General features: G+C 68.7%; 16 protein-coding genes. 11 read left to right on the top strand and 5 right to left on the bottom strand.

The features are described from left to right. The 5 genes from CAL24_RS13075 to CAL24_RS13055 are packed head-to-tail and all read left to right on the top strand — an operon-like array spanning position 1 to position 5,237. On the top strand, positions 1-957 hold the full coding sequence (locus tag CAL24_RS13075; RefSeq protein ID WP_028355793.1) for a MotA/TolQ/ExbB proton channel family protein: 957 nt from the start codon (positions 1-3) through the stop codon (positions 955-957). Beyond that, positions 957-1,445 (top strand): ExbD/TolR family protein, encoded by a 489-nt coding sequence (locus tag CAL24_RS13070; RefSeq protein WP_028355794.1) that lies wholly within the window; start codon positions 957-959, stop codon positions 1,443-1,445. Before CAL24_RS13075 ends, CAL24_RS13070 begins: the two co-directional genes overlap by 1 nt. A 50-nt stretch (positions 1,446-1,495) precedes the next feature. Beyond that, complete coding sequence (locus CAL24_RS13065; RefSeq protein WP_028355795.1) at positions 1,496-2,167, top strand: response regulator transcription factor; 672 nt, start codon at positions 1,496-1,498, stop codon at positions 2,165-2,167. Between the two features lie 50 nt (positions 2,168-2,217). Continuing rightward, a complete protein-coding gene (locus CAL24_RS13060; protein WP_094806918.1) occupies positions 2,218-3,339 on the top strand; it encodes a sensor histidine kinase in 1,122 nt (373 codons plus the stop codon). Continuing rightward, entirely contained in the window at positions 3,336-5,237 is a 1,902-nt protein-coding gene (locus tag CAL24_RS13055; protein WP_028355797.1) for a potassium transporter Kup, read from the top strand. Before CAL24_RS13060 ends, CAL24_RS13055 begins: the two co-directional genes overlap by 4 nt. 90 nt (positions 5,238-5,327) lie before the next feature. Here the strand turns inward: CAL24_RS13055 and argG are convergent, their stop codons facing one another. Next, entirely contained in the window at positions 5,328-6,662 is a 1,335-nt protein-coding gene (gene argG / locus CAL24_RS13050) for an argininosuccinate synthase (RefSeq protein ID WP_094806917.1), read from the bottom strand. A 282-nt stretch (positions 6,663-6,944) separates the two neighbouring features. Then, a complete protein-coding gene (argF, locus tag CAL24_RS13045; protein WP_028355799.1) occupies positions 6,945-7,886 on the bottom strand; it encodes an ornithine carbamoyltransferase in 942 nt (313 codons plus the stop codon). 111 nt (positions 7,887-7,997) lie between these two features. Here argF and CAL24_RS13040 point away from each other — a divergent pair, with 111 nt between their 5' ends. After that, the gene (locus CAL24_RS13040) at positions 7,998-8,288 is read left to right on the top strand and encodes a DUF3579 domain-containing protein (protein WP_028355800.1); all 291 of its coding nucleotides are present in this window, start codon (positions 7,998-8,000) and stop codon (positions 8,286-8,288) included. Between the two features lie 73 nt (positions 8,289-8,361). Here CAL24_RS13040 and CAL24_RS13035 read toward each other — a convergent pair whose 3' ends face one another. From CAL24_RS13035 to CAL24_RS13025, 3 genes are all read right to left on the bottom strand, one after another. Next, positions 8,362-9,318 carry a 2-hydroxyacid dehydrogenase gene (locus CAL24_RS13035; protein ID WP_094806916.1) on the bottom strand — a complete coding sequence of 319 codons (957 nt, stop codon included), beginning with the start codon at positions 9,316-9,318 and terminating at the stop codon, positions 8,362-8,364. Between the two features lie 87 nt (positions 9,319-9,405). After that, a complete protein-coding gene (locus CAL24_RS13030; RefSeq protein WP_028355802.1) occupies positions 9,406-10,377 on the bottom strand; it encodes a Bug family tripartite tricarboxylate transporter substrate binding protein in 972 nt (323 codons plus the stop codon). 82 nt (positions 10,378-10,459) lie between these two features. Further along, positions 10,460-11,461, bottom strand: coding sequence for a tripartite tricarboxylate transporter substrate binding protein (locus CAL24_RS13025; RefSeq protein WP_028355803.1), 1,002 nt, complete (start codon positions 11,459-11,461; stop codon positions 10,460-10,462). A 149-nt stretch (positions 11,462-11,610) separates the two neighbouring features. On the opposite strand from CAL24_RS13025, the gene CAL24_RS13020 reads away from it, so the two are divergent. The 5 genes from CAL24_RS13020 (at position 11,611) to araD (ending at position 17,512) form a co-directional block, all read left to right on the top strand. Beyond that, entirely contained in the window at positions 11,611-12,540 is a 930-nt protein-coding gene (locus CAL24_RS13020) for a dihydrodipicolinate synthase family protein (RefSeq protein ID WP_094806915.1), read from the top strand. A gap of 64 nt (positions 12,541-12,604) precedes the next feature. Then, entirely contained in the window at positions 12,605-13,660 is a 1,056-nt protein-coding gene (locus CAL24_RS13015) for an SMP-30/gluconolactonase/LRE family protein (protein WP_094806914.1), read from the top strand. Positions 13,661-13,705: 45 nt separating this feature from the next. Next, positions 13,706-14,506, top strand: a complete 801-nt coding sequence (locus CAL24_RS13010) for a FadR/GntR family transcriptional regulator (RefSeq protein WP_094806913.1) — start codon at positions 13,706-13,708, stop codon at positions 14,504-14,506. 119 nt (positions 14,507-14,625) lie between these two features. After that, positions 14,626-15,705, top strand: coding sequence for an Ldh family oxidoreductase (locus CAL24_RS13005; RefSeq protein WP_283162976.1), 1,080 nt, complete (start codon positions 14,626-14,628; stop codon positions 15,703-15,705). Positions 15,706-15,766: 61 nt separating this feature from the next. After that, entirely contained in the window at positions 15,767-17,512 is a 1,746-nt protein-coding gene (gene araD, locus CAL24_RS13000; RefSeq protein ID WP_028355808.1) for an L-arabinonate dehydratase, read from the top strand. The last annotated feature ends 24 nt before the right edge of the window (positions 17,513-17,536 follow it).

The raw sequence follows: 17,536 nt of genomic DNA, 5'->3' as shown, positions 1-17,536 counted from the left end.
ATGTCCAACGCTATGCATAACGCCATCCTGGTGGCGCAGGCGGCCACCGCGCCGGCCGGGCAGGGCGCCGCCGCGGCCCCGGCCGCTTCCGCCGCGCCGGCCGCGCAGCAGGCCGCCGAGGCCGTCAATCAAGCCGCGCCGGCGCTGTCGCAGGCGGCCGATGCGGCCCAGCAGGCCGCCGCGGCGCTGCCGCCGCCGCCGTTGCCCGTGCCGGCCGACATGGGTTTCCTGCATTTCGTGGCGCAGAGCGATTTCGTCGGCAAGACGCTGTTCGCGATCCTGATCATCATGTCGCTGGTGACCTGGTACCTGATCCTGGTGAAGTTCGTCAGCAACCTGCGCATGCGGCGCCGCTCGGCCGACTTCCTCAACAAGTTCTGGAATTCCAGCTCGCTGGAGCAGGTCGAGAATGAGATCGTCACGCACGGCGCGCGCGATCCGTTCTCCCACCTGACCAGCCATGCCATGCATGCGCAGGCGCACCATGCCAAGTTCGGCGCCACCAAGCTCGAGGAAAGCGGCGCCAATGGCGAATTCGTGACGCGCACCATGCGCAAGGTGATCGACGAAGAGACCGCCAAGCTCGAGAACGGCCTGACGGTGCTGGCCTCGGTGGGCTCCACCGCGCCGTTCGTCGGCCTGTTCGGCACGGTGTGGGGCGTGTACCACGCGCTGGTGGGCATCGGCCTGGCCGACGGCGTGACCATCAACCGCATCGCCGGCCCGGTGGGCGAGGCCCTCATCATGACGGGCCTGGGGCTGGCGGTCGCCATTCCGGCCGTGCTGGCCTACAACACCTTCGTGCGCAGCAACCGGGTGTTCCTGTCGCGCCTCGACGCATTCGCGCATGATCTGTTCGCGTTCCTGAGCACCGGCCAGCAGGTCGTGCTGTCCGACGGCAAGGTGCGCGCGCTACGCCGCCAGGGCCAGCCCGCGGCCGGCCGGGGAGTCCAATAATGGCTTTCGGCAGCTTCGACAGCAAGGGCTCGGGCAGCCACACCGTGTCGGAGATCAACATGGTGCCGCTGATCGACGTCATGCTGGTGCTGCTGGTGATCTTCATCATCACGGCGCCGCTGATGGCGCACTCGATCCGCATCAACATGCCGCAGGTCAGCGCCGAGCAGATCCAGGAAGAGCCCAAGAGCGTGGACCTGGCCATCGACCCGGCCGGCACGCTGTTCCTGGACGAACAGCCGGTGGCGCTGGAAGACCTGCCCAACCGCTTCCTGACGCTGGCGCAGGGCAAGCCGCAGCCCGAGATCCGCATCCGCGCCGACATGAATACCCGCTACGAGACGCTGGCCAAAGTGATGGCGGCGGCGCGACGGGCCGGACTGGCGCGCATCGGCTTCATCACGACCCCGGCGCCGCAGGCCGGGGCGCCGGGCGCGGCGGCGGCCAATCCGCCGGCCACGGGCGCCGCGCCCGCGCCGGCGCCCTGAGCGCCGGCGGGCATTACCCACCCGTGCCGTCTTCGCGCTAGAATCGCCGCATGCGAGTTCTTGTAATCGAAGACGACACGACCCTGGGGCATGCCCTCCAGGAGTTCCTGGCCGACCAGGGCTACGCGGTCGACTGGCTCACCGACGGTGACAAGGTGCTGGGCGCGCTGGCGGGCCAGACCTACGACCTCCTCCTGCTGGACCTCAACCTGCCGGGCCGCAGCGGGCTCGACGTGCTGCGTGAATTGCGCCATGACGGCAACCAGGTGCCGGTGCTGATCGTCACCGCCCGGGACGGGCTCGACGATCGCGTGGCCGGGCTGGACGCCGGCGCCGACGACTACGTCACCAAACCTTTCGACCTGCCGGAACTGGCCGCCCGCGTGCGCGCCTTCGGGCGGCGGCGCGCCGGGCAGGCGCAGCCCCTGATCGAGGCCGGCACGCTCACTTTCGATACGGTCGGCCGCGAAGTGCGCGCCAATGGCCAGCGCCTGTCGCTCTCGGTGCGCGAGCTCTCCGTGCTGGAAATGCTCATGGCCCGCGCCGGCCGCGTGGTCACCAAGCGCCAGATCGTCAATTCGCTGTCCGCCTGGGACGCCGATTTCAGCGAGAACGCCGTCGAAGTCTACGTCTATCGCCTGCGCAAGCGCCTGGAAGGCACGGGCGCCAGTATCCAGACGGTCCGCGGGTTCGGCTACATGCTGGACGCCGACCCGGCGTGAACGCCTCGCGCCGGCCCGCGCACCCTCCCGGCCGGCCGGCGCCTCCTTCCATGCCGGATACTCCCTCCCGCGATTCCGCCACGCCGTCGGCCGCGCGCTGGAGCCTGCCGCGCGGCTCGCTGGCGCGCTACCTCGTGCTGCGGCTGCTGCCGCCGATCCTGCTGCTGGTGGCGCTGGACCTGCTCGCCACCTGGGTCATCAGCCACAAGCTCGATATGGCGGGCTGGATGCTCGAGGACTTCTTCTGGCTGATGGTGATCGGCCAGGCCGTGCTGGTGGCGGTGTTCGCCGGCGTCATCGTGCAAGGCGTGCGCTCGGGGCTGCGGTCGGTGAACCACCTCTCCGACGAGATCCGCCAGCGTTCCATCGACGACATGCAGCCGCTCGAAGTGGCGGGCGTGCCGGTCGAGATCGAGCCGCTGGTCACCCACACCAACGACTTGCTGCTGCGGCTGGACGCCTCGCTGGCGGCGCAGCGGCGCTTCATCGGCCACGCGGCGCACCAGCTGCGCACGCCGCTCAGCGGCCTGCGCATGGAATCGGAATTGATGCTGGCGCGGCCGCTGCCGGACGATGTGCGGGCCCGCGCCGAGCGCATCAAGGCGGTGAGCGATCGCATGATCCGGCTGGGGCAACAGCTGCTGGTGCTGGCGCGCTCCGATCCCAATGCCCGGCCGCAGGACAGCTTCGTGCGCATCGACCTGTGCGAATGGGTGCGCGCCAGCGGCGCCGAATGGATCCCCCATGCGCATGCCGCGCAATTCGAGATCGACCTGGCCGCGCCCGACCACCCGGTATGGATCGACGGCGATCCGCTCCTGCTCGACGAACTGCTCGGCAACCTGATCGACAACGCGGTGCGCTACGGCAAGGGGGGCGGCCGCATCACCCTCACGGTGGGCGTGAATCCGCCGTCCCTGACCGTCGAGGACGACGGCCCCGGCATTCCGCGCGACGAGCGTGAGCGCGTGTTCGAGGCCTTCTACCGTTCGCCGGGCAGCACGGCCGGCGGTTCGGGCCTCGGCCTGGCGATCGTCCGCGAAATCGCCCACGCCCACGGCGCCTGGTGGAAACTCACCAGCCGGCCCGAGTATCCCGGCACCCGCCTGTCCGTCGTCTTTCCCGGCCCCCGCAAAGGGGCGCAACTGACCCGTCACGACCGCGCATCATGACACCGACACTTCCGGGCGCCGCGGCGCCGCACGGCCACGGCCCGTCTTCGAAGGCCGCCCTGATGATGGGCGCGCTGGGCGTCGTCTACGGCGATATCGGCACCAGTCCGCTGTATACGCTGCGCGCCTGCCTGGTCGGCTTTGCCGACCTCGAGCCCGACCACATCCTGGGCGTGCTGTCGATCCTGTTCTGGCTGCTGATGCTGGTGGTGTCGTTCAAGTACGTGACGCTGGTGCTGCGCGCCGACAACCGCGGCGAAGGCGGCACCCTGGCCCTGCTGGAGCTGGCCGTGCGTGGCCGCCAAGGGCGCTCGCGCTGGCTGCTGGTGGTGCTGGGCATATTCGGCGCCTCGCTGTTCTACGGCGACAGCATGATCACGCCGGCCATCTCGGTGCTGTCGGCCATCGAGGGCATCGGCATCGTCTCGCACACGCTCGATCCCTGGGTGGTGCCGATTTCGCTGGCGGTGCTGGTCTGTCTGTTCGCCATCCAGTCGCATGGCACCGGCGCCATGGGCAAGCTGTTCGGCCCGGTGATGGCCCTCTGGTTCGCCACGCTGGCGGTGCTGGGCGGCTGGCAGATCTGGCAGGCACCCGAGGTGCTGGCCGCGCTCAATCCGATGTGGGCGGTGCGTTTCGTCGCCGAGTTCCCGCTCGGCAGCTTCCTGTTGCTGGGCGCCGTGGTGCTGGCCCTGACGGGCGCCGAGGCCCTCTACGCCGACATGGGCCACTTCGGCAGGCCGGCCATCCGCCGCGCCTGGTTTGCGATGGTGCTGCCGGCGCTGGTGCTGTGCTACTTCGGCCAGGGCGCGCTGCTGTTGCGCGAACCGCAGGCGATCCGCAACCCGTTCTTCCTGATGGCGCCCGAATGGGGCCTGGCGCCGCTGGTGGTGCTGGCCACCATCGCCACGGTGGTGGCGTCGCAGGCGGTGATTTCCGGCGCGTATTCGGTGACGCGCCAGGCGGTGCAGCTGGGCTTCTGGCCGCGCATGCAGATCCTGCACACGTCGGCGGTCGAGAAGGGCCAGATCTACCTGCCGCAGGTCAATGCGCTGCTGCTGGTCGCCGTCCTGATCCTGGTGGCCCTGTTCCAGGATTCCGAGAACCTGGCCGCGGCCTACGGATTCGCCGTCACCGGCACCATGCTGACGACCACGATCCTGGCGTTCTCGGTGTTGCCGCGCGGCGCTTCGGGCGGCAGGCGGGTGGTGTGGCTGGCCGTGCTGGGCGTGCTGCTGGTGGTCGACATCCTGCTGTTCGGCGCCAATATCTTCAAGATCCACGAAGGCGGCTGGCTGCCCCTGCTGGTGGGCATCGTGGTGTTCACGCTGATGATGACCTGGCGGCGGGGGCGCCATCTGCTGGCCGAACTGCAGCAGCGCGACCGCCAGCCGCTCAAGGAATTCATGGCCCAGCTCGAGGAGTTCCCGCCGGCGCGGGTGCCGGGCACGGCGATTTTCATGACCATGAGTCCCGGGGTGGTGCCGGCGGCGCTGCTGCACAATCTCAAGCACAACAAGGTGTTGCACGAGCACGTCCTGTTCCTGACGATACGGGTGGCCGACGTGCCTTATGCGGCGCCGGAAGAGCGCTTCGAGCTGCAGCAGATCAGCCCGTCGTGCTGGCAGGTGGTGGTGCACTATGGTTTCAAGGAAGACCCGGATGTGCCCGAAGTGCTGCGGCAGGTGGCCGAGGCGTATCCGGAGATCGACCTCGACCCCATGCGGACGTCGTATTACCTGTCGCGCCAGACGGTGGTGGCCGGCCGCAAGCCTGCCATGCTGGCCTGGCGGCGCGCGATGTTCTCGTTCATGGCGCGCAACGCCACGCGCAGCACCAAGTTCTTCAAGATCCCGCCCAATCGCGTGGTCGAGATGGGGATGCAGGTCGAGATCTGACGCACGGGCGCGCCGCCGCGGCGCCCAGCAAAAAGGGCTCGCCGGATCAGCGGCGAGCCCTTTTCAATGGCGCGAGCCAGGCGCAGCGGCCTACTTCTTGGCGTCCTTCAGCTGCGGCAGCGCGGCCCCGCTGGAGGGGGCCAGCAAGCCGGTCTGCACGTAGGTGAACAGCTTGTCGCGCGTATCGGTGATGTCCAGATTGCGCATGGTGAGCTGGCCGATGCGGTCGGCGGGCGAGAAGGTGGACTCGCCTTTCTCCATGGTCAGGCGCTCGGGCTTGTAGGTGAGGTTGTTCGAGACCGTGTTCAGGATGGAGTAGTCATTGCCGCGCCGCAGCTCGACCGTGACTTCGCCGGTGACGGCGCGCGCCACCCAGCGCTGGGCGGTTTCGCGCAGCATGATGGCCTGCGGGTCGAACCAGCGGCCCTGGTACAGCAGGCGGCCCAGCTTGCGGCCGTTCTCGCGGTACTGTTCGATGGTGTCTTCGTTGTGGATGCCGGTGACCAGGCGCTCGTAGGCGATGAACAGCAGCGCCAGCCCCGGGGCTTCGTAGATGCCGCGGCTCTTGGCCTCGATGATGCGGTTCTCGATCTGGTCGCTCATGCCCAGGCCATGGCGGCCGCCGATGCGGTTGGCCTCGAGCATCAGCTCGACCGGATCGCCGTATTCGACGCCGTTCAGGGCGACCGGCTGGCCTTCCTCGAAGCGCACGGTGACTTCCTCGGCCTTGACCGCGACGTCGTCGCGCCAGAACGCCACGCCCATGATCGGCTTGACGATCTTGATGCCGGAGTTCAGGTGTTCGAGGTCCTTGGCTTCGTGGGTGGCGCCCAGCATGTTGGAGTCGGTCGAATAGGCTTTCTCGGCCGACATCTTGTAGTCGAAGCCGGCCTGCCGCATGTACTCGGACATTTCCGCGCGGCCGCCCAGTTCGTCGATGAACAACTGGTCGAGCCAGGGCTTGTAGATCTTCAGGTCCGGGTTGGTGAGCAGGCCATAGCGATAGAAGCGCTCGATGTCGTTGCCCTTGTAGGTGCTGCCATCGCCCCAGATGTTGACGCCGTCTTCCTTCATGGCGGCCACCAGCATGGTGCCGGTGACGGCCCGCCCGATGGGCGTGGTGTTGAAGTACGTGATGCCGGCGGTGGAGATATGGAACGCGCCGGCCTGCAGCGCGGCGATGCCCTCGGCCACCAGTTGCGCGCGGCAGTCGATCAGGCGGGCGTTCTCGGCGCCGTATTCCATGGCGCGGCGCGGGATGGCATCGTAGTCCGATTCATCGGGCTGGCCCAGGTTGGCGGTATAGGCGTAGGGAATGGCGCCCTTGTTGCGCATCCAGAGCAGCGCCGCGCTGGTGTCCAGGCCGCCGGAGAAAGCGATGCCGACCTTCTGGCCGACAGGAAGGTTGGGGAGAATAGTGGTCATTGTGTGATCTAAAGCGCCTACGGACTGACGGGAGCAGGGCGGCAGCGTGCCGCGCCCGATGCGGTTCGACCGGGCATTTTACCGCTTTTGCGGACGGGGGACGGAAGGCCTGGGGCAGGCGGCCCGAGACTGTCCCGCCAGGTGTCTGACACCCTTGGGGGTGTCAGACACCTTTACCGACGGAAGGCCCGGGGCGGGGTGTTCGAGATCGTCCGGCAGGTGTCTGACACCCCTGGGGTGTCAGACACCTTTACCGGGAGGTGTGTGGGCGCCGCCGGAAGCTCAGTCGATCTGGCCGAGCAGCAGGAATTCCATCAGGGCCTTCTGCACGTGCAGGCGGTTCTCGGCCTCGTCCCAGACCACGCTCTGCGGGCCGTCGATGACTTCGCCGGTGACTTCCTCGCCGCGGTGGGCCGGCAGGCAGTGCATGAAGACGGCCTGCGGGTCGGCGGCGGCCATCATTTCGGCGTCCACGCACCAGTCGGCGAAGGCGGCGCGGCGCGCGTCGTTCTCGGCTTCGTAGCCCATGCTGGTCCAGACGTCGGTGGTGACCAGGTGGGCGCCGCGGCAGGCCTCGATGGGGTCGGCGAACTGGCGCAGCACGCCGGCGGGCGGCTGGCCGACGCGCGCGGCGTCGAGCTCGTAGCCGGGCGGCGTGGAAACATGCAGGGTGAACCCCAGCATTTCGGCCGCCTGCAGCCAGGTGTACGACATGTTGTTGGCGTCGCCGATCCAGGCCACGGTCTTGCCGGCGACCGGGCCGCGGTGCTCGATGTAGGTGAACAGGTCGGCCAGGATCTGGCAGGGATGGAATTCGTTGGTCAGGCCGTTGATGACCGGCACGCGCGAATGGGCCGCGAAGCGTTCGATGCGCGTCTGCTCGAAGGTGCGGATCATGACGATGTCGACCATGCGCGAAATGACGCGCGCGGTGTCTTCGATGGGCTCGGAGCGGCCAAGCTGCGAGTCGTTGGAAGTCAGGTTGATGACCGAGCCGCCCATCTGGTACATGCCGGCCTCGAACGACACCCGGGTGCGGGTGCTGGCCTTCTCGAACACCATGGCCAGGGTACGGTCGTGCAGCGGCATATGCGGCTCGTAGCGCTTGAACTTGTCCTTGATCAGGCGCGCGCGCTCGAGCACATAGGCGATCTCGGCGGAGGAAAAGTCCTTGAACTGCAGGAAGTGCCGCAAGGGGCCGTTCTGGTGCGTGGGAGGTGTCATGGTCGAAGGGGCGAAGCCAAAAGACCAATCATATACAATTCGCGGCGCGGGTCGCATCTTTGGTGCGCGGCCGATCCGGGATCCGCGCGCGCCGTCCGCAGTGAAAAATTCATGCCAAATCGCGTCAAACAATTCGTTATCCACGGCGTCACCGAAAGTGGCGCCCGGTTCCGTCCCAGCGACTGGGCCGAGCGGCTGGCCGGTGTCATGGCCCAGTTCCGTCCCCCGGGATCCTCCGGCAGCCACCTCACCTATTCGCCCTATGTGCTGCCGGTCATGATCGACGGCGTGCGCGGCATCGTGGTCGACCAGCGCCTGCGCGACCTGGAACCGCTGGCCTACAAGTTCGTGGTGGATTTCGCCCACGACAACAAGCTCAAGACCGAAGAGCGCGAAGTCTGACGGGCCGCACAGCAAAAAGCCGCGAGGGATTCGCGGCTTTTTGCTGTGCGGCGACCGGGCGGCCGCGCGCCCGTCACTCGACCGGGGTCACCAGCTTGCCCGTCTGGAAGTAGGCCTGCAGGTTCTCCAGCATCAGGTCTTCCATGGCCAGGCGGGTCTCGTAGGTGGCGCTGCCGATGTGCGGCAGCAGCACGGTGTTGTCGCTGGTCTTGAGCGCGTCCGGCACATTGGGCTCGTATTCGAACACGTCGAGCGCGGCGCAGCCGAGCTTGCCGCTTTCGAGGGCCGCCACCAGGGCCTGCTCGTCGATGACCGGGCCGCGCGCAATATTGACGATCACGCCCTTGGGGCCCAGCGCTTCGATGACAGCGCTGTCCACGAGGTGCCGGGTGCCGGCGCCGCCGACAGTGGCCACCACCAGGAAGTCGGCCCAGCGGGCCAGTTCCACCAGCGAGGCTTCGTAGCCGTACGGCACGTCGCTGCGTTCGCGCCGGTTGTGATACCGCACCTGCATGTCGAAGCCGTCGCCGCGCCGCGCGATGGCTTGGCCGATGCGTCCCAGGCCGACGATGCCGAGCTTCTTGCCGCTGACACGGGTGCCGAGCGGAATGCTGCCATGCACCTGGCCCCAGCGGCCGGCGCGCACGTAGCGGTCGCCCAGGCTCATGCGGCGCGCGCCGGCGATCATCAGGCCCCAGGCCAGGTCGGCCACGCAGTCGGTCAGCACGTCGGGCGTGTTGCTGACCAGCACGCCGCGCTGGCGGGCCGCCTGCACGTCGATGGTTTCGTAGCCCACGCCCCAGCTGCAGATCGCCTTCAGGTCGGGCAAGGCGGCGATGAGGTCAGCGTCGGCGCCGATCGACGCCGAGGTGACCATGGCCGTGATGCCCTTGCCGTGTTCGGCCAGCGCCGCCTTGCGGTCGGCATGTTTCCAGAGCTCGAGAACGTCGTAGCCGTCGGCCAGGCGCTGGTTGGCCGAAGGAGAGCCGGACAGGGAGCCGACCTGGAGAATGCGGTGCTTGGTGGTCATGTCGTTGCGGAGTCGAGGTGGGAAAATGCAAATGCTACTTGATTCGGGGGCGCGGCGGCGGCCTGGCCGCGCCGGCCCCGCGCCAGGCTACTGCAGCTGGATGCCGCCCTTGGCGATGACTTCCTTCCAGCGCTTGACTTCGGCCTGCTGGAATGCGGCGAATTCTTCCGGCGAGCTGGCCACGACCTCGAAGCCCAGGCCCTGCAGCGTCTTGGTGACGTCCGGCTCGCGCAGGGTGGTGCGCAGCGCGTCCGACAGTGTCTTGACCACGGGCGCCGGCGTACCCTTGGGCACGGCGAACCCTTGCCAGGAGTACACCACCATGTCCTTGATGCCGGCTTCGCCGAGCGTGGGCACGTCGGGCAGTTCGGGCACGCGCGCCTCGCCGGTGATGGCCAGCGCCTTGAGCTTGCCGGCCAGCACGTGCTTCTGCACCGCGCCGAGGTTCTGGAACGATACGTTCACCTGGGCGCCGAGCAGGTCCGCGATGGCGGCCGCGCCGCCGCGATAGGGGACGTCCACGCCGGTGGTGCCGGTGCGCTGGCGGAACAGGATGGCCGACAGGTGGTCCGAGGAGCCCGTGCCGGACGAAGCATAGGTCACTTCGCCGGGATGCTTCTTGGCGTACTCGACCAGTTCCGCCACGGTGTTGGGCGGGAACGACGGCGGGGCCACCAGGATATTGGGGTTGCGCACGGCCTGGGTCAGGTACTGGAAATCCTTGCTGGGGTTGTAGGCCAGCTCTTTGTACAGGGCTTCGTTGATGGCGAACGTGCCGATCGAGCCGACCATCATGGTGTAGCCGTCGGCCGGGGCGCGCGCCAGCGCCTGGGCGCCGATGGCGCTGTTGGCGCCGGGTTTGTTCTCGGCCACAAAACTCTGGCCGAGGAGCTTCTGCAGGCCTGGCATGACCGAGCGGGCGGTGATGTCCGAGGAGCCGCCGGGCACGAAGGGCACGATGATGGTGACCGGCTTGTCCGGATAGGACGCCGCGTGGGCGGCGGCGCCGCCCAGCACGGCAAGGCTGGCGGCGGCGATGGCGCAGATCAGTTTGTTCACGATGTCTCCTGGTGCGCGTGTTGTTGGAAAGGCCGCCGGCCACGCGCTCCGGCGGCTTGGGGAAACCCGGCGAGGCTCCCGGTCAGTCGACCCGGGCCCCGGATTGTTCGACCACCTTGGCCCATTTGGCGGTTTCGTCGGCCATGAGCTGCTTGAACTGCGCCGGCGTATTGCCCGAGGGCACGGCGCCCAGCGCGGCGAAGCGCTCGCGCACCGCCGGCTGCTTGAGGATCGCGGCCACGTCGCGCTGCACCTGTTCGACGATGGCCGGCGGCGTGCCGGCCGGCGCCAGCAGCCCGAACCAGCTGGAAGCGTCGTAGCCGGCCACGCCGGCCTCGGCCATGGTCGGCACGTCCGGCAGCGCCGGCGAGCGCTCGGTCGTGGTGACTGCCAGCGGCCGCAGCTTGCCGGCTTTGAGGAACCCCATGGAAGACGGCAGGTTGTCGAAAATCAGGTCGGCCGAACCGCTCATGACGTCCGTCAGCGCCGGGCTGCTGCCCTTGTAGGGCACGTGCGTCATCTTGGTGCCGGTCATGGCCTGGAACAGCTCGCCCGACAAATGGGTGGAAGTGCCGTTGCCCGTGGACGCCATGTTGACCTTGCCGGGGTTCGCCTTCAGGTAGGCGATCAAGTCCGCCACCGAGCGGATCTGGTGGCGGTCCGCGAAGGCGGGATTGAGCTCCAGGATGTTCGGCACGGGAATCACCAGGGTCACGGGGGTGAAGTCGCGCACCGGATCGTAGGGCAATTGCGCGTAGACCGACTGGTTGATGGCATGCGTGCTGACGGTGCCCATCAACAAGGTGTAGCCGTCGGGCTTGGCGCGGGCGGCCTCGGCGGTGCCGACGTTGCCGCCGGCGCCGGCGCGATTTTCCACGACTACCGGCTGCTGCCACTGCTTGCCCAGCTCGGCGGCCACGACGCGCGCGGCGATGTCGGTAGTGCCGCCCGCCGGGAAGGGCACCAGGATAGTGACCTGGCGGTCGGGATAGGCGTTGGCGGCGGTCGCGGCGCCGCCGCCCAGCAGCGCCGCCGCGGCGCCCAGCCCGGCCAGCAGGCGACGGGCAGAAAAATTGACAAGCATGTCGTGCCTCCTCTGTGCGCGTTGCCGCGTATCTTTGCAATGGGCGAATCCTTCTTGTAAAACAAATATAGGTATTGAGCTTTTACTTGTCAACCAAGTATACTTTTTTCAAGCTTTCACCGATAACCCAGGCTTTCCAGGAGTCCCGCATGAAAACCACCCCGGTCACTGCCGCCGACCTGCAGCGTTCCGTCATCGCCGTGCCGCCCTTGGCGCGCAAGCCCGACCTGTCGCTGGACACGGAGGCCAACAAGGCCCTGTTGCGCCACCTGGAGCAGGGCGGCGTGCGCAATGTCATGTACGGCGGCAACGCCAACTTCTACAACGTGGCGGTCAGTGAATACGCGCGCCTGGTCGACTTCCTGGCCGAGGCCGCCGGCGACGACACCTGGGTGCTGCCGTCGGCCGGCCCGGACTACGGCAAGCTGATCGACCAGGCGGCCATCCTGCGTTCGCGCGCCTTTCCGACCGCCATGCTGCTGCCCATGTCGTTCCCGTACACGGATGCCGGGCTGGCCGACGGCATCCGCCGCTTCAGCGACGCGCTGGGCAAGCCGGTGGTGGTGTATCTCAAATCGTCCGGCTACCTGGCGCCGCAGACAGTCGCCGGGCTGGTCGAAGAGGGCCGCATCGTGGCCTTGAAATACGCCGTGGTGCGCGACGATCCGGCCGACGACCCTTACCTGTCGGCCCTGCTGGCGGCGGTGGATTCGCGCTGGCTGGTCAGCGGCATCGGCGAGCGTCCGGCCATCACGCACTTCCGCCAGTTCGGGCTCAAGAGCTTCACCTCGGGCTCGGTATGCGTGGCGCCGCGCGGTTCCATGCGCCTGCTGCGCCTGCTGCACGAAGGCCGTTTCGACGAGGCCGAGCAAGTGCGCGCGCGCTACCTGGGGCTGGAGGACTGCCGCGACGAAATCAGCCCGATCCGCGTGCTGCATGACGCCGTGACGCTGGCCGGCGTGGCCGACATGGGGCCGATGCTGCCGTTGCTCACCGGCTTGTCGGCGGCGGAGCGCGAACGCGTGGCGCCGGTGGCGCGCGCGCTGCTGGAATGGGACCGGGAGGCCGTCGCCGCCTGAACCGCGTTGCCGGCCGGGCCGCTGGCGGCCCGGCGCGCGCCACGATTACAACAAGGAGACATCCATGCCCGAGGTAGATTCGCAGTCGTTGCCGGCCGGCGCGCCGGCCAATTCGGCGCGGCGCCGGGCGCTGGCGGGCGCCGGCATGGCCGCGGCGGCCGCCGCCCTGCCGGGCTGGGCGCTGGCCTGGCAGCCGGCCGCCGCGTATCCGGATCCGGCCATCGAGACCCTCGATCCGGCCTTCGACGCCTATCGACTCTTCAATGCCGGCGTCGAGCGCATCGCCACCGGCATGCGTTGGGCCGAGGGGCCGGTATGGTTCGGCGACGGCCGCTTCCTGCTGTGGAGCGACATCCCGAACAACCGCATCATGAAGTGGGAAGAGGAAACTGGCGCCGTCAGCGAGTTCCGCAAGCCCTCGAATTATGCCAATGGCAATACGCGCGACCGGCAGGGCCGGCTGGTGACCTGCGAGCACCTGACACGGCGCGTGACGCGCACCGAATACGACGGTTCGATCACAGTGCTGATGGACAGCTACGAAGGCAAGCCGCTGAACTCCCCCAACGATGTCATCTGCCATGCGGATGGGTCGATCTGGTTCTCGGATCCGCCGTTCGGCATCGGCGGCAATTACGAGGGCCGCAAGGCCGTCGCCGAGCTGCCGCACACGGTCTACCGTATCGACGCGGCCACGGGCCGGGGCGAGGCCATGATCACCGGCCTGAAAGGCACCAACGGGCTGTGCTTTTCCCCCGACGGCAAGCTGCTATACGTGGTCGAGGGGCGCGCCACGCCGAACCGCCTGATTCACGTCTATGACCTGGGCGGCGACGGCCGTCCCGCCAATGGGCGCGTGTTCCTGGACGCGCAGGGCGGCACCATCGACGGCATGCGCTGCGACGCGGACGGCAATCTGTGGTGCGGCTGGGGCATGGGCGAGGGCAAGGACGGGGTGCGGGTCATTTCGCCGGGCGGCAAGCCGCTCGGCCACATCCACCTGCCGGAGCGCTGCGCCAACCTGTGCTTTGGCGGGGCCTCGCGCAACCGCTTGTTCATGGCCTCGTCGCATTCGGTCTACGCCTTGTACGTCAACGTCCAGGGGGCGCCGGGCGGCTGACCGGCCCGGCGGCGGCGCCCGCCGGGCCCGCACAGTGGTATATAGATGTCTCGTGGCACGGACAAGAAGGGGAGTGAGGTGATTCGCAAGAAAACGGCTGGCGCGCCGGCGGCCGCCGCGGCGGCGCCGGAGGCCGGCACGCTGGTCCTGGAGCGCGGCCAGCGCGTGCGGCTGGCCGACCAGCTGTATGGCCAGATCTTCGAGCAGATCGCCGACGGCAGTCTCAATGTCGGCGACAAGCTGCCGTCCGAGCACGAAATCTGCGAACGCTTCGGCGTGTCGCGGCCGGTGGTGCGCGAGGCGCTGCTGCGGCTGCGCGCCGACGGCCTGGTCACGGCCCACCAGGGCCTCGGCACGTTCGTCAGCCACCAGCCCGCGCCGCGCCTGAAGACCTTCAGCGACGTGCAGAACGTAGGCGCGTATCTGCGCGCACAGGAAGTCCGGGTCGCGCTCGAGGGCGATGCGGCGCGCCTGGCGGCGCTGCGGCGCACCGACGACGAACTGCGCAAGATCGCCGACGCGCACGCGGCGTTCATCGAGGCGCTCGAGCACGGCCATGTTTCGCCCGAGGCGGACCTGGCCTTTCATGCCAGCATCGCGCAGGCCACCGGCAACGACTATTACCTGGGCGTGCTCGAATCCATCCACGAATCGATCAGCGGCTTCATGCGGCTGACGCTGAGCCTGACGCGCACGGGCTCGCGCCAGCGGGCCCAGCGGGTGGCCGACGAGCATGCGGCCATCCTCGGCGCCATCCGCGAACAGGACGGCGAACGGGCGCGCGTGGCCATGCAGTTCCACCTGGGCCAGGCCCGGCACCGGCTGGTCGATCGCGAACGCGACTAGGCCCGGCGGCGTAGCGCGGCAGGACAACAACCAGCCGGCTCCGCGCGAGCGGAGCCGGCCAGCGGGCAGCGACCCGAAGGAGACAGGCAGTGCAGGGCAGTAGTACGGAAGTGGCAAGAGTGCGCGCCGAGCAGGTGCGCGAGCAGATCGTCAGGGTGCTCGCGGCCTGGGGCATGGCCGACGACCTGGCCGCCACCACGGCCGACTTGATGACCGAGACGGATCTGCTGGGCATCGATTCACACGGCATTTCCATGCTGCCGTCGTACGAGGCCAAGCTGCGCGCCGGCACGCTGCGCATCGATGCGCGGCCGCGGGTGGTGCGCGATGCGGTCTGCACTGCGCTGCTCGACGGCATGGGCGGGCTGGGATACCCGGTGGCGGCCCAGGCCATGCACCTGGCGGTCGACAAGGCGCTGGCGCACGGCGTGGGGGCCGTGGCGGTGCGCAATTCGCATCATTTCGGCGCGGCCGGCGTCTACGCCCGCATCGCCGTGCGGCGCGGCACCGTGGGCCTGGTGACCAGCAGCGCCACCACGCTGATCATGGTGCCGACGCGCGGCACGGCGCCGATGCTGGGCACCAACCCGCTGGCCTTCGCCGCGCCGGCCGCGCAGAACGAGCCGTTCGTGCTGGACATGGCCACCACCACGGTGGCCGCCAACAAGGTCAAGGTGTATGACTTTCACGGCCGCACCCTGCCGGAGGGCTGGGCGGTCGACGACCAGGGACGCAGCGTGACCGACGCCGCGCAGGCCATGCAATACATTTTCGAGCGCCCGGAGGGCGGCCTGACCCCGCTGGGCGGCACGGCCGCGATGAGCAGCCACAAGGGCTACGGCCTGGCGGTCATGGCGCAGATCCTGGGCGGCACCCTGGGCGGCAGCGCCATGGCGGCGCGCCATGCGGCAGTGCGGCGGCCGGGCGAGCCCGACGATATCGGCCATTTCTTCCTGGCGCTCAACCCGGACGCGTTCCGCGATTCCGGGTCTTTCGAGGAGGAGGTGGACGATGTGATCGACACGCTGCATGACACGCCCGCCGCCGACCCGGCGCAACCGGTGCTGGTGGCCGGCGAGCCCGAGGCCGCCGAGCGCGCGCGCCGCCTGCGCGACGGCATCCCCATCCCCGCCGCGCTCGAGCAGCGCCTGCGCGCGTTGTGCGAACGCGGCGGCGTGCCCTATCTGCTGGGCGCCTGACGGCATCTCCGACATCCCGGCGGCCCGCCGGACCACGACAAGAGAAGGACTCCGCTACATCATGACCGACACACCCAAGCGCAAGCGCCCCGAGGATCTGCGCAGCCACCGCTGGTACGGCGTCAAGGACCTGCGTTCTTTCGGCCACCGCTCGCGCACCGCGCAGATGGGCTATCACCGCTCCGACTATGCGGGCAAGCCGGTGATCGCCATCATCAATACCTGGAGCGACATCAATCCCTGCCACAGCCACTTCAAGCAGCGCGTCGAGGAGGTCAAGCGCGGCATCTGGCAGGCCGGCGGGTTTCCGGTCGAGATGCCGGCCATGAGCCTGTCCGAGCCGTTCCAGAAGCCCACGACCATGCTCTACCGCAACTTGCTGGCCATGGAAACCGAGGAGCTGCTGCGTTCGTACCCGGCCGACGGCTGTGTGCTGATGGGCGGGTGCGACAAGACCACGCCGGCGCTGCTGATGGGCGCCGCCTCGATGGACCTGCCCACCATCTTCGTGCCGGCCGGGCCGATGCTGCGCGGCAACTGGAACGGCCAGACGCTGGGCTCCGGCTCCGATACCTGGAAATACTGGGCGGAGCTGCGCGCCGGCAACATCACCGAGGACGACTGGCAGGGGGTCGAGGACGGCATCGCGCGCTCGCCCGGCCACTGCATGACCATGGGCACGGCGTCCACCATGACGGCGGCCGTCGAAGCGCTGGGGCTGTGCCTGTCCGGCTATTCGTCGATCCCCGCGCCGGATTCGCGCCATGCCCAGATGGCGAGCCTGTCGGGCAAGCGCATCGTCGAGATGGTGTGGGAAGACGTCACGCCCTCCAGCCTGCTCAGCGCAGCCTCGTTCGACAACGCGGTGCGCACCGTGCTGGCCCTGTCGGGCTCGACCAACGCCGTGGTGCACTTGATCGCCATGGCGCGCCGTTGCGGCTTCCCGCTCGACCTCGACCGTTTTGACCGGCTGGCGCGCAGCACGCCGGTGCTGGCCAACCTGCGGCCGGCCGGCAAGTACCTGATGGAAGACTTCTATTACGCCGGCGGCCTGCGCGCCCTGTTGGTGCAGTTGGGCGACCTGCTCGACCTGCAGCAGAAAACGGTCGACGGCCGCACGCTGGGCGAGAACATCGCCGGGGCGCGGGTGTTCAATGACGACGTGATCCGCTCGCGCGCCCAGGCCCTGGTCGAGCGCGACGGCCTGGCAGTGCTGCGCGGCAATCTGGCGCCCGATGGCGCGGTGATCAAGCCGCCCGCCATGGAAGCGCGCCTGCAGACGCACACCGGCCGGGCGGTGGTCTTCAAGGACTACAACGACATGGCCGCGCGCATCGACGACCCCGATCTCGACGTCGACGCCGACAGCGTGATCGTGCTGCAGAATGCCGGCCCGCAGGGCGCGCCCGGCATGCCGGAATGGGGCCAGTTGCCGATCCCGCAGAAGCTGCTCAAGCAGGGCGTGCGCGACATGCTGCGCATTTCCGATGCGCGCATGAGCGGCACCAGCTACGGCGCGTGTGTCCTGCACGTGGCGCCCGAGTCGTATGTGGGCGGGCCGCTGGCCCTGGTGCGCGATGGCGACCTGATCACGCTGGATGTGCCCAACCGGCGCCTGGACGTGCAGTTGTCGGAACAGGAGCTGGCGGCCCGCAAGGCCGCCTGGCAGGCGCCGCCGCCGCGTTTCGAGCGCGGCTACGGCGTGCTCTACCTGAAACACATCGGGCAGGCCGATACCGGCTGCGATTTCGATTTCCTGCAGACCGGCCATCCGCAGGCGGCCGCCGGCGAGCCGGAAATCCATTGACCGATTCCACCAGCGCAAGGACTC

Origin of the sequence: Bordetella genomosp. 2 (genome assembly GCF_002261345.1) — a bacterium.
Taxonomy (GTDB): Bacteria; Pseudomonadota; Gammaproteobacteria; order Burkholderiales; family Burkholderiaceae_B; genus Bordetella_A.
The sequence above is the reverse complement of the archived record's forward strand: the minus strand, read 5'-3'. Positions and strand labels throughout refer to the sequence as shown.

Bases quoted from the DNA above. Each gene is read 5' to 3' on its own strand.
- CAL24_RS13075 (WP_028355793.1), top strand. From the start codon at position 1: ATGTCCAACGCTATGCATAACGCCATCCTGGTGGCGCAGGCGGCCACC.
- CAL24_RS13070 (WP_028355794.1), top strand. From the start codon at position 957: ATGGCTTTCGGCAGCTTCGACAGCAAGGGCTCGGGCAGCCACACCGTG.
- CAL24_RS13065 (WP_028355795.1), top strand. From the start codon at position 1,496: ATGCGAGTTCTTGTAATCGAAGACGACACGACCCTGGGGCATGCCCTC.
- CAL24_RS13060 (WP_094806918.1), top strand. From the start codon at position 2,218: ATGCCGGATACTCCCTCCCGCGATTCCGCCACGCCGTCGGCCGCGCGC.
- CAL24_RS13055 (WP_028355797.1), top strand. From the start codon at position 3,336: ATGACACCGACACTTCCGGGCGCCGCGGCGCCGCACGGCCACGGCCCG.
- argG (WP_094806917.1), bottom strand. From the start codon at position 6,662: ATGACCACTATTCTCCCCAACCTTCCTGTCGGCCAGAAGGTCGGCATC.
- argF (WP_028355799.1), bottom strand. From the start codon at position 7,886: ATGACACCTCCCACGCACCAGAACGGCCCCTTGCGGCACTTCCTGCAG.
- CAL24_RS13040 (WP_028355800.1), top strand. From the start codon at position 7,998: ATGCCAAATCGCGTCAAACAATTCGTTATCCACGGCGTCACCGAAAGT.
- CAL24_RS13035 (WP_094806916.1), bottom strand. From the start codon at position 9,318: ATGACCACCAAGCACCGCATTCTCCAGGTCGGCTCCCTGTCCGGCTCT.
- CAL24_RS13025 (WP_028355803.1), bottom strand. From the start codon at position 11,461: ATGCTTGTCAATTTTTCTGCCCGTCGCCTGCTGGCCGGGCTGGGCGCC.
- CAL24_RS13020 (WP_094806915.1), top strand. From the start codon at position 11,611: ATGAAAACCACCCCGGTCACTGCCGCCGACCTGCAGCGTTCCGTCATC.
- CAL24_RS13015 (WP_094806914.1), top strand. From the start codon at position 12,605: ATGCCCGAGGTAGATTCGCAGTCGTTGCCGGCCGGCGCGCCGGCCAAT.
- CAL24_RS13010 (WP_094806913.1), top strand. From the start codon at position 13,706: ATGTCTCGTGGCACGGACAAGAAGGGGAGTGAGGTGATTCGCAAGAAA.
- araD (WP_028355808.1), top strand. From the start codon at position 15,767: ATGACCGACACACCCAAGCGCAAGCGCCCCGAGGATCTGCGCAGCCAC.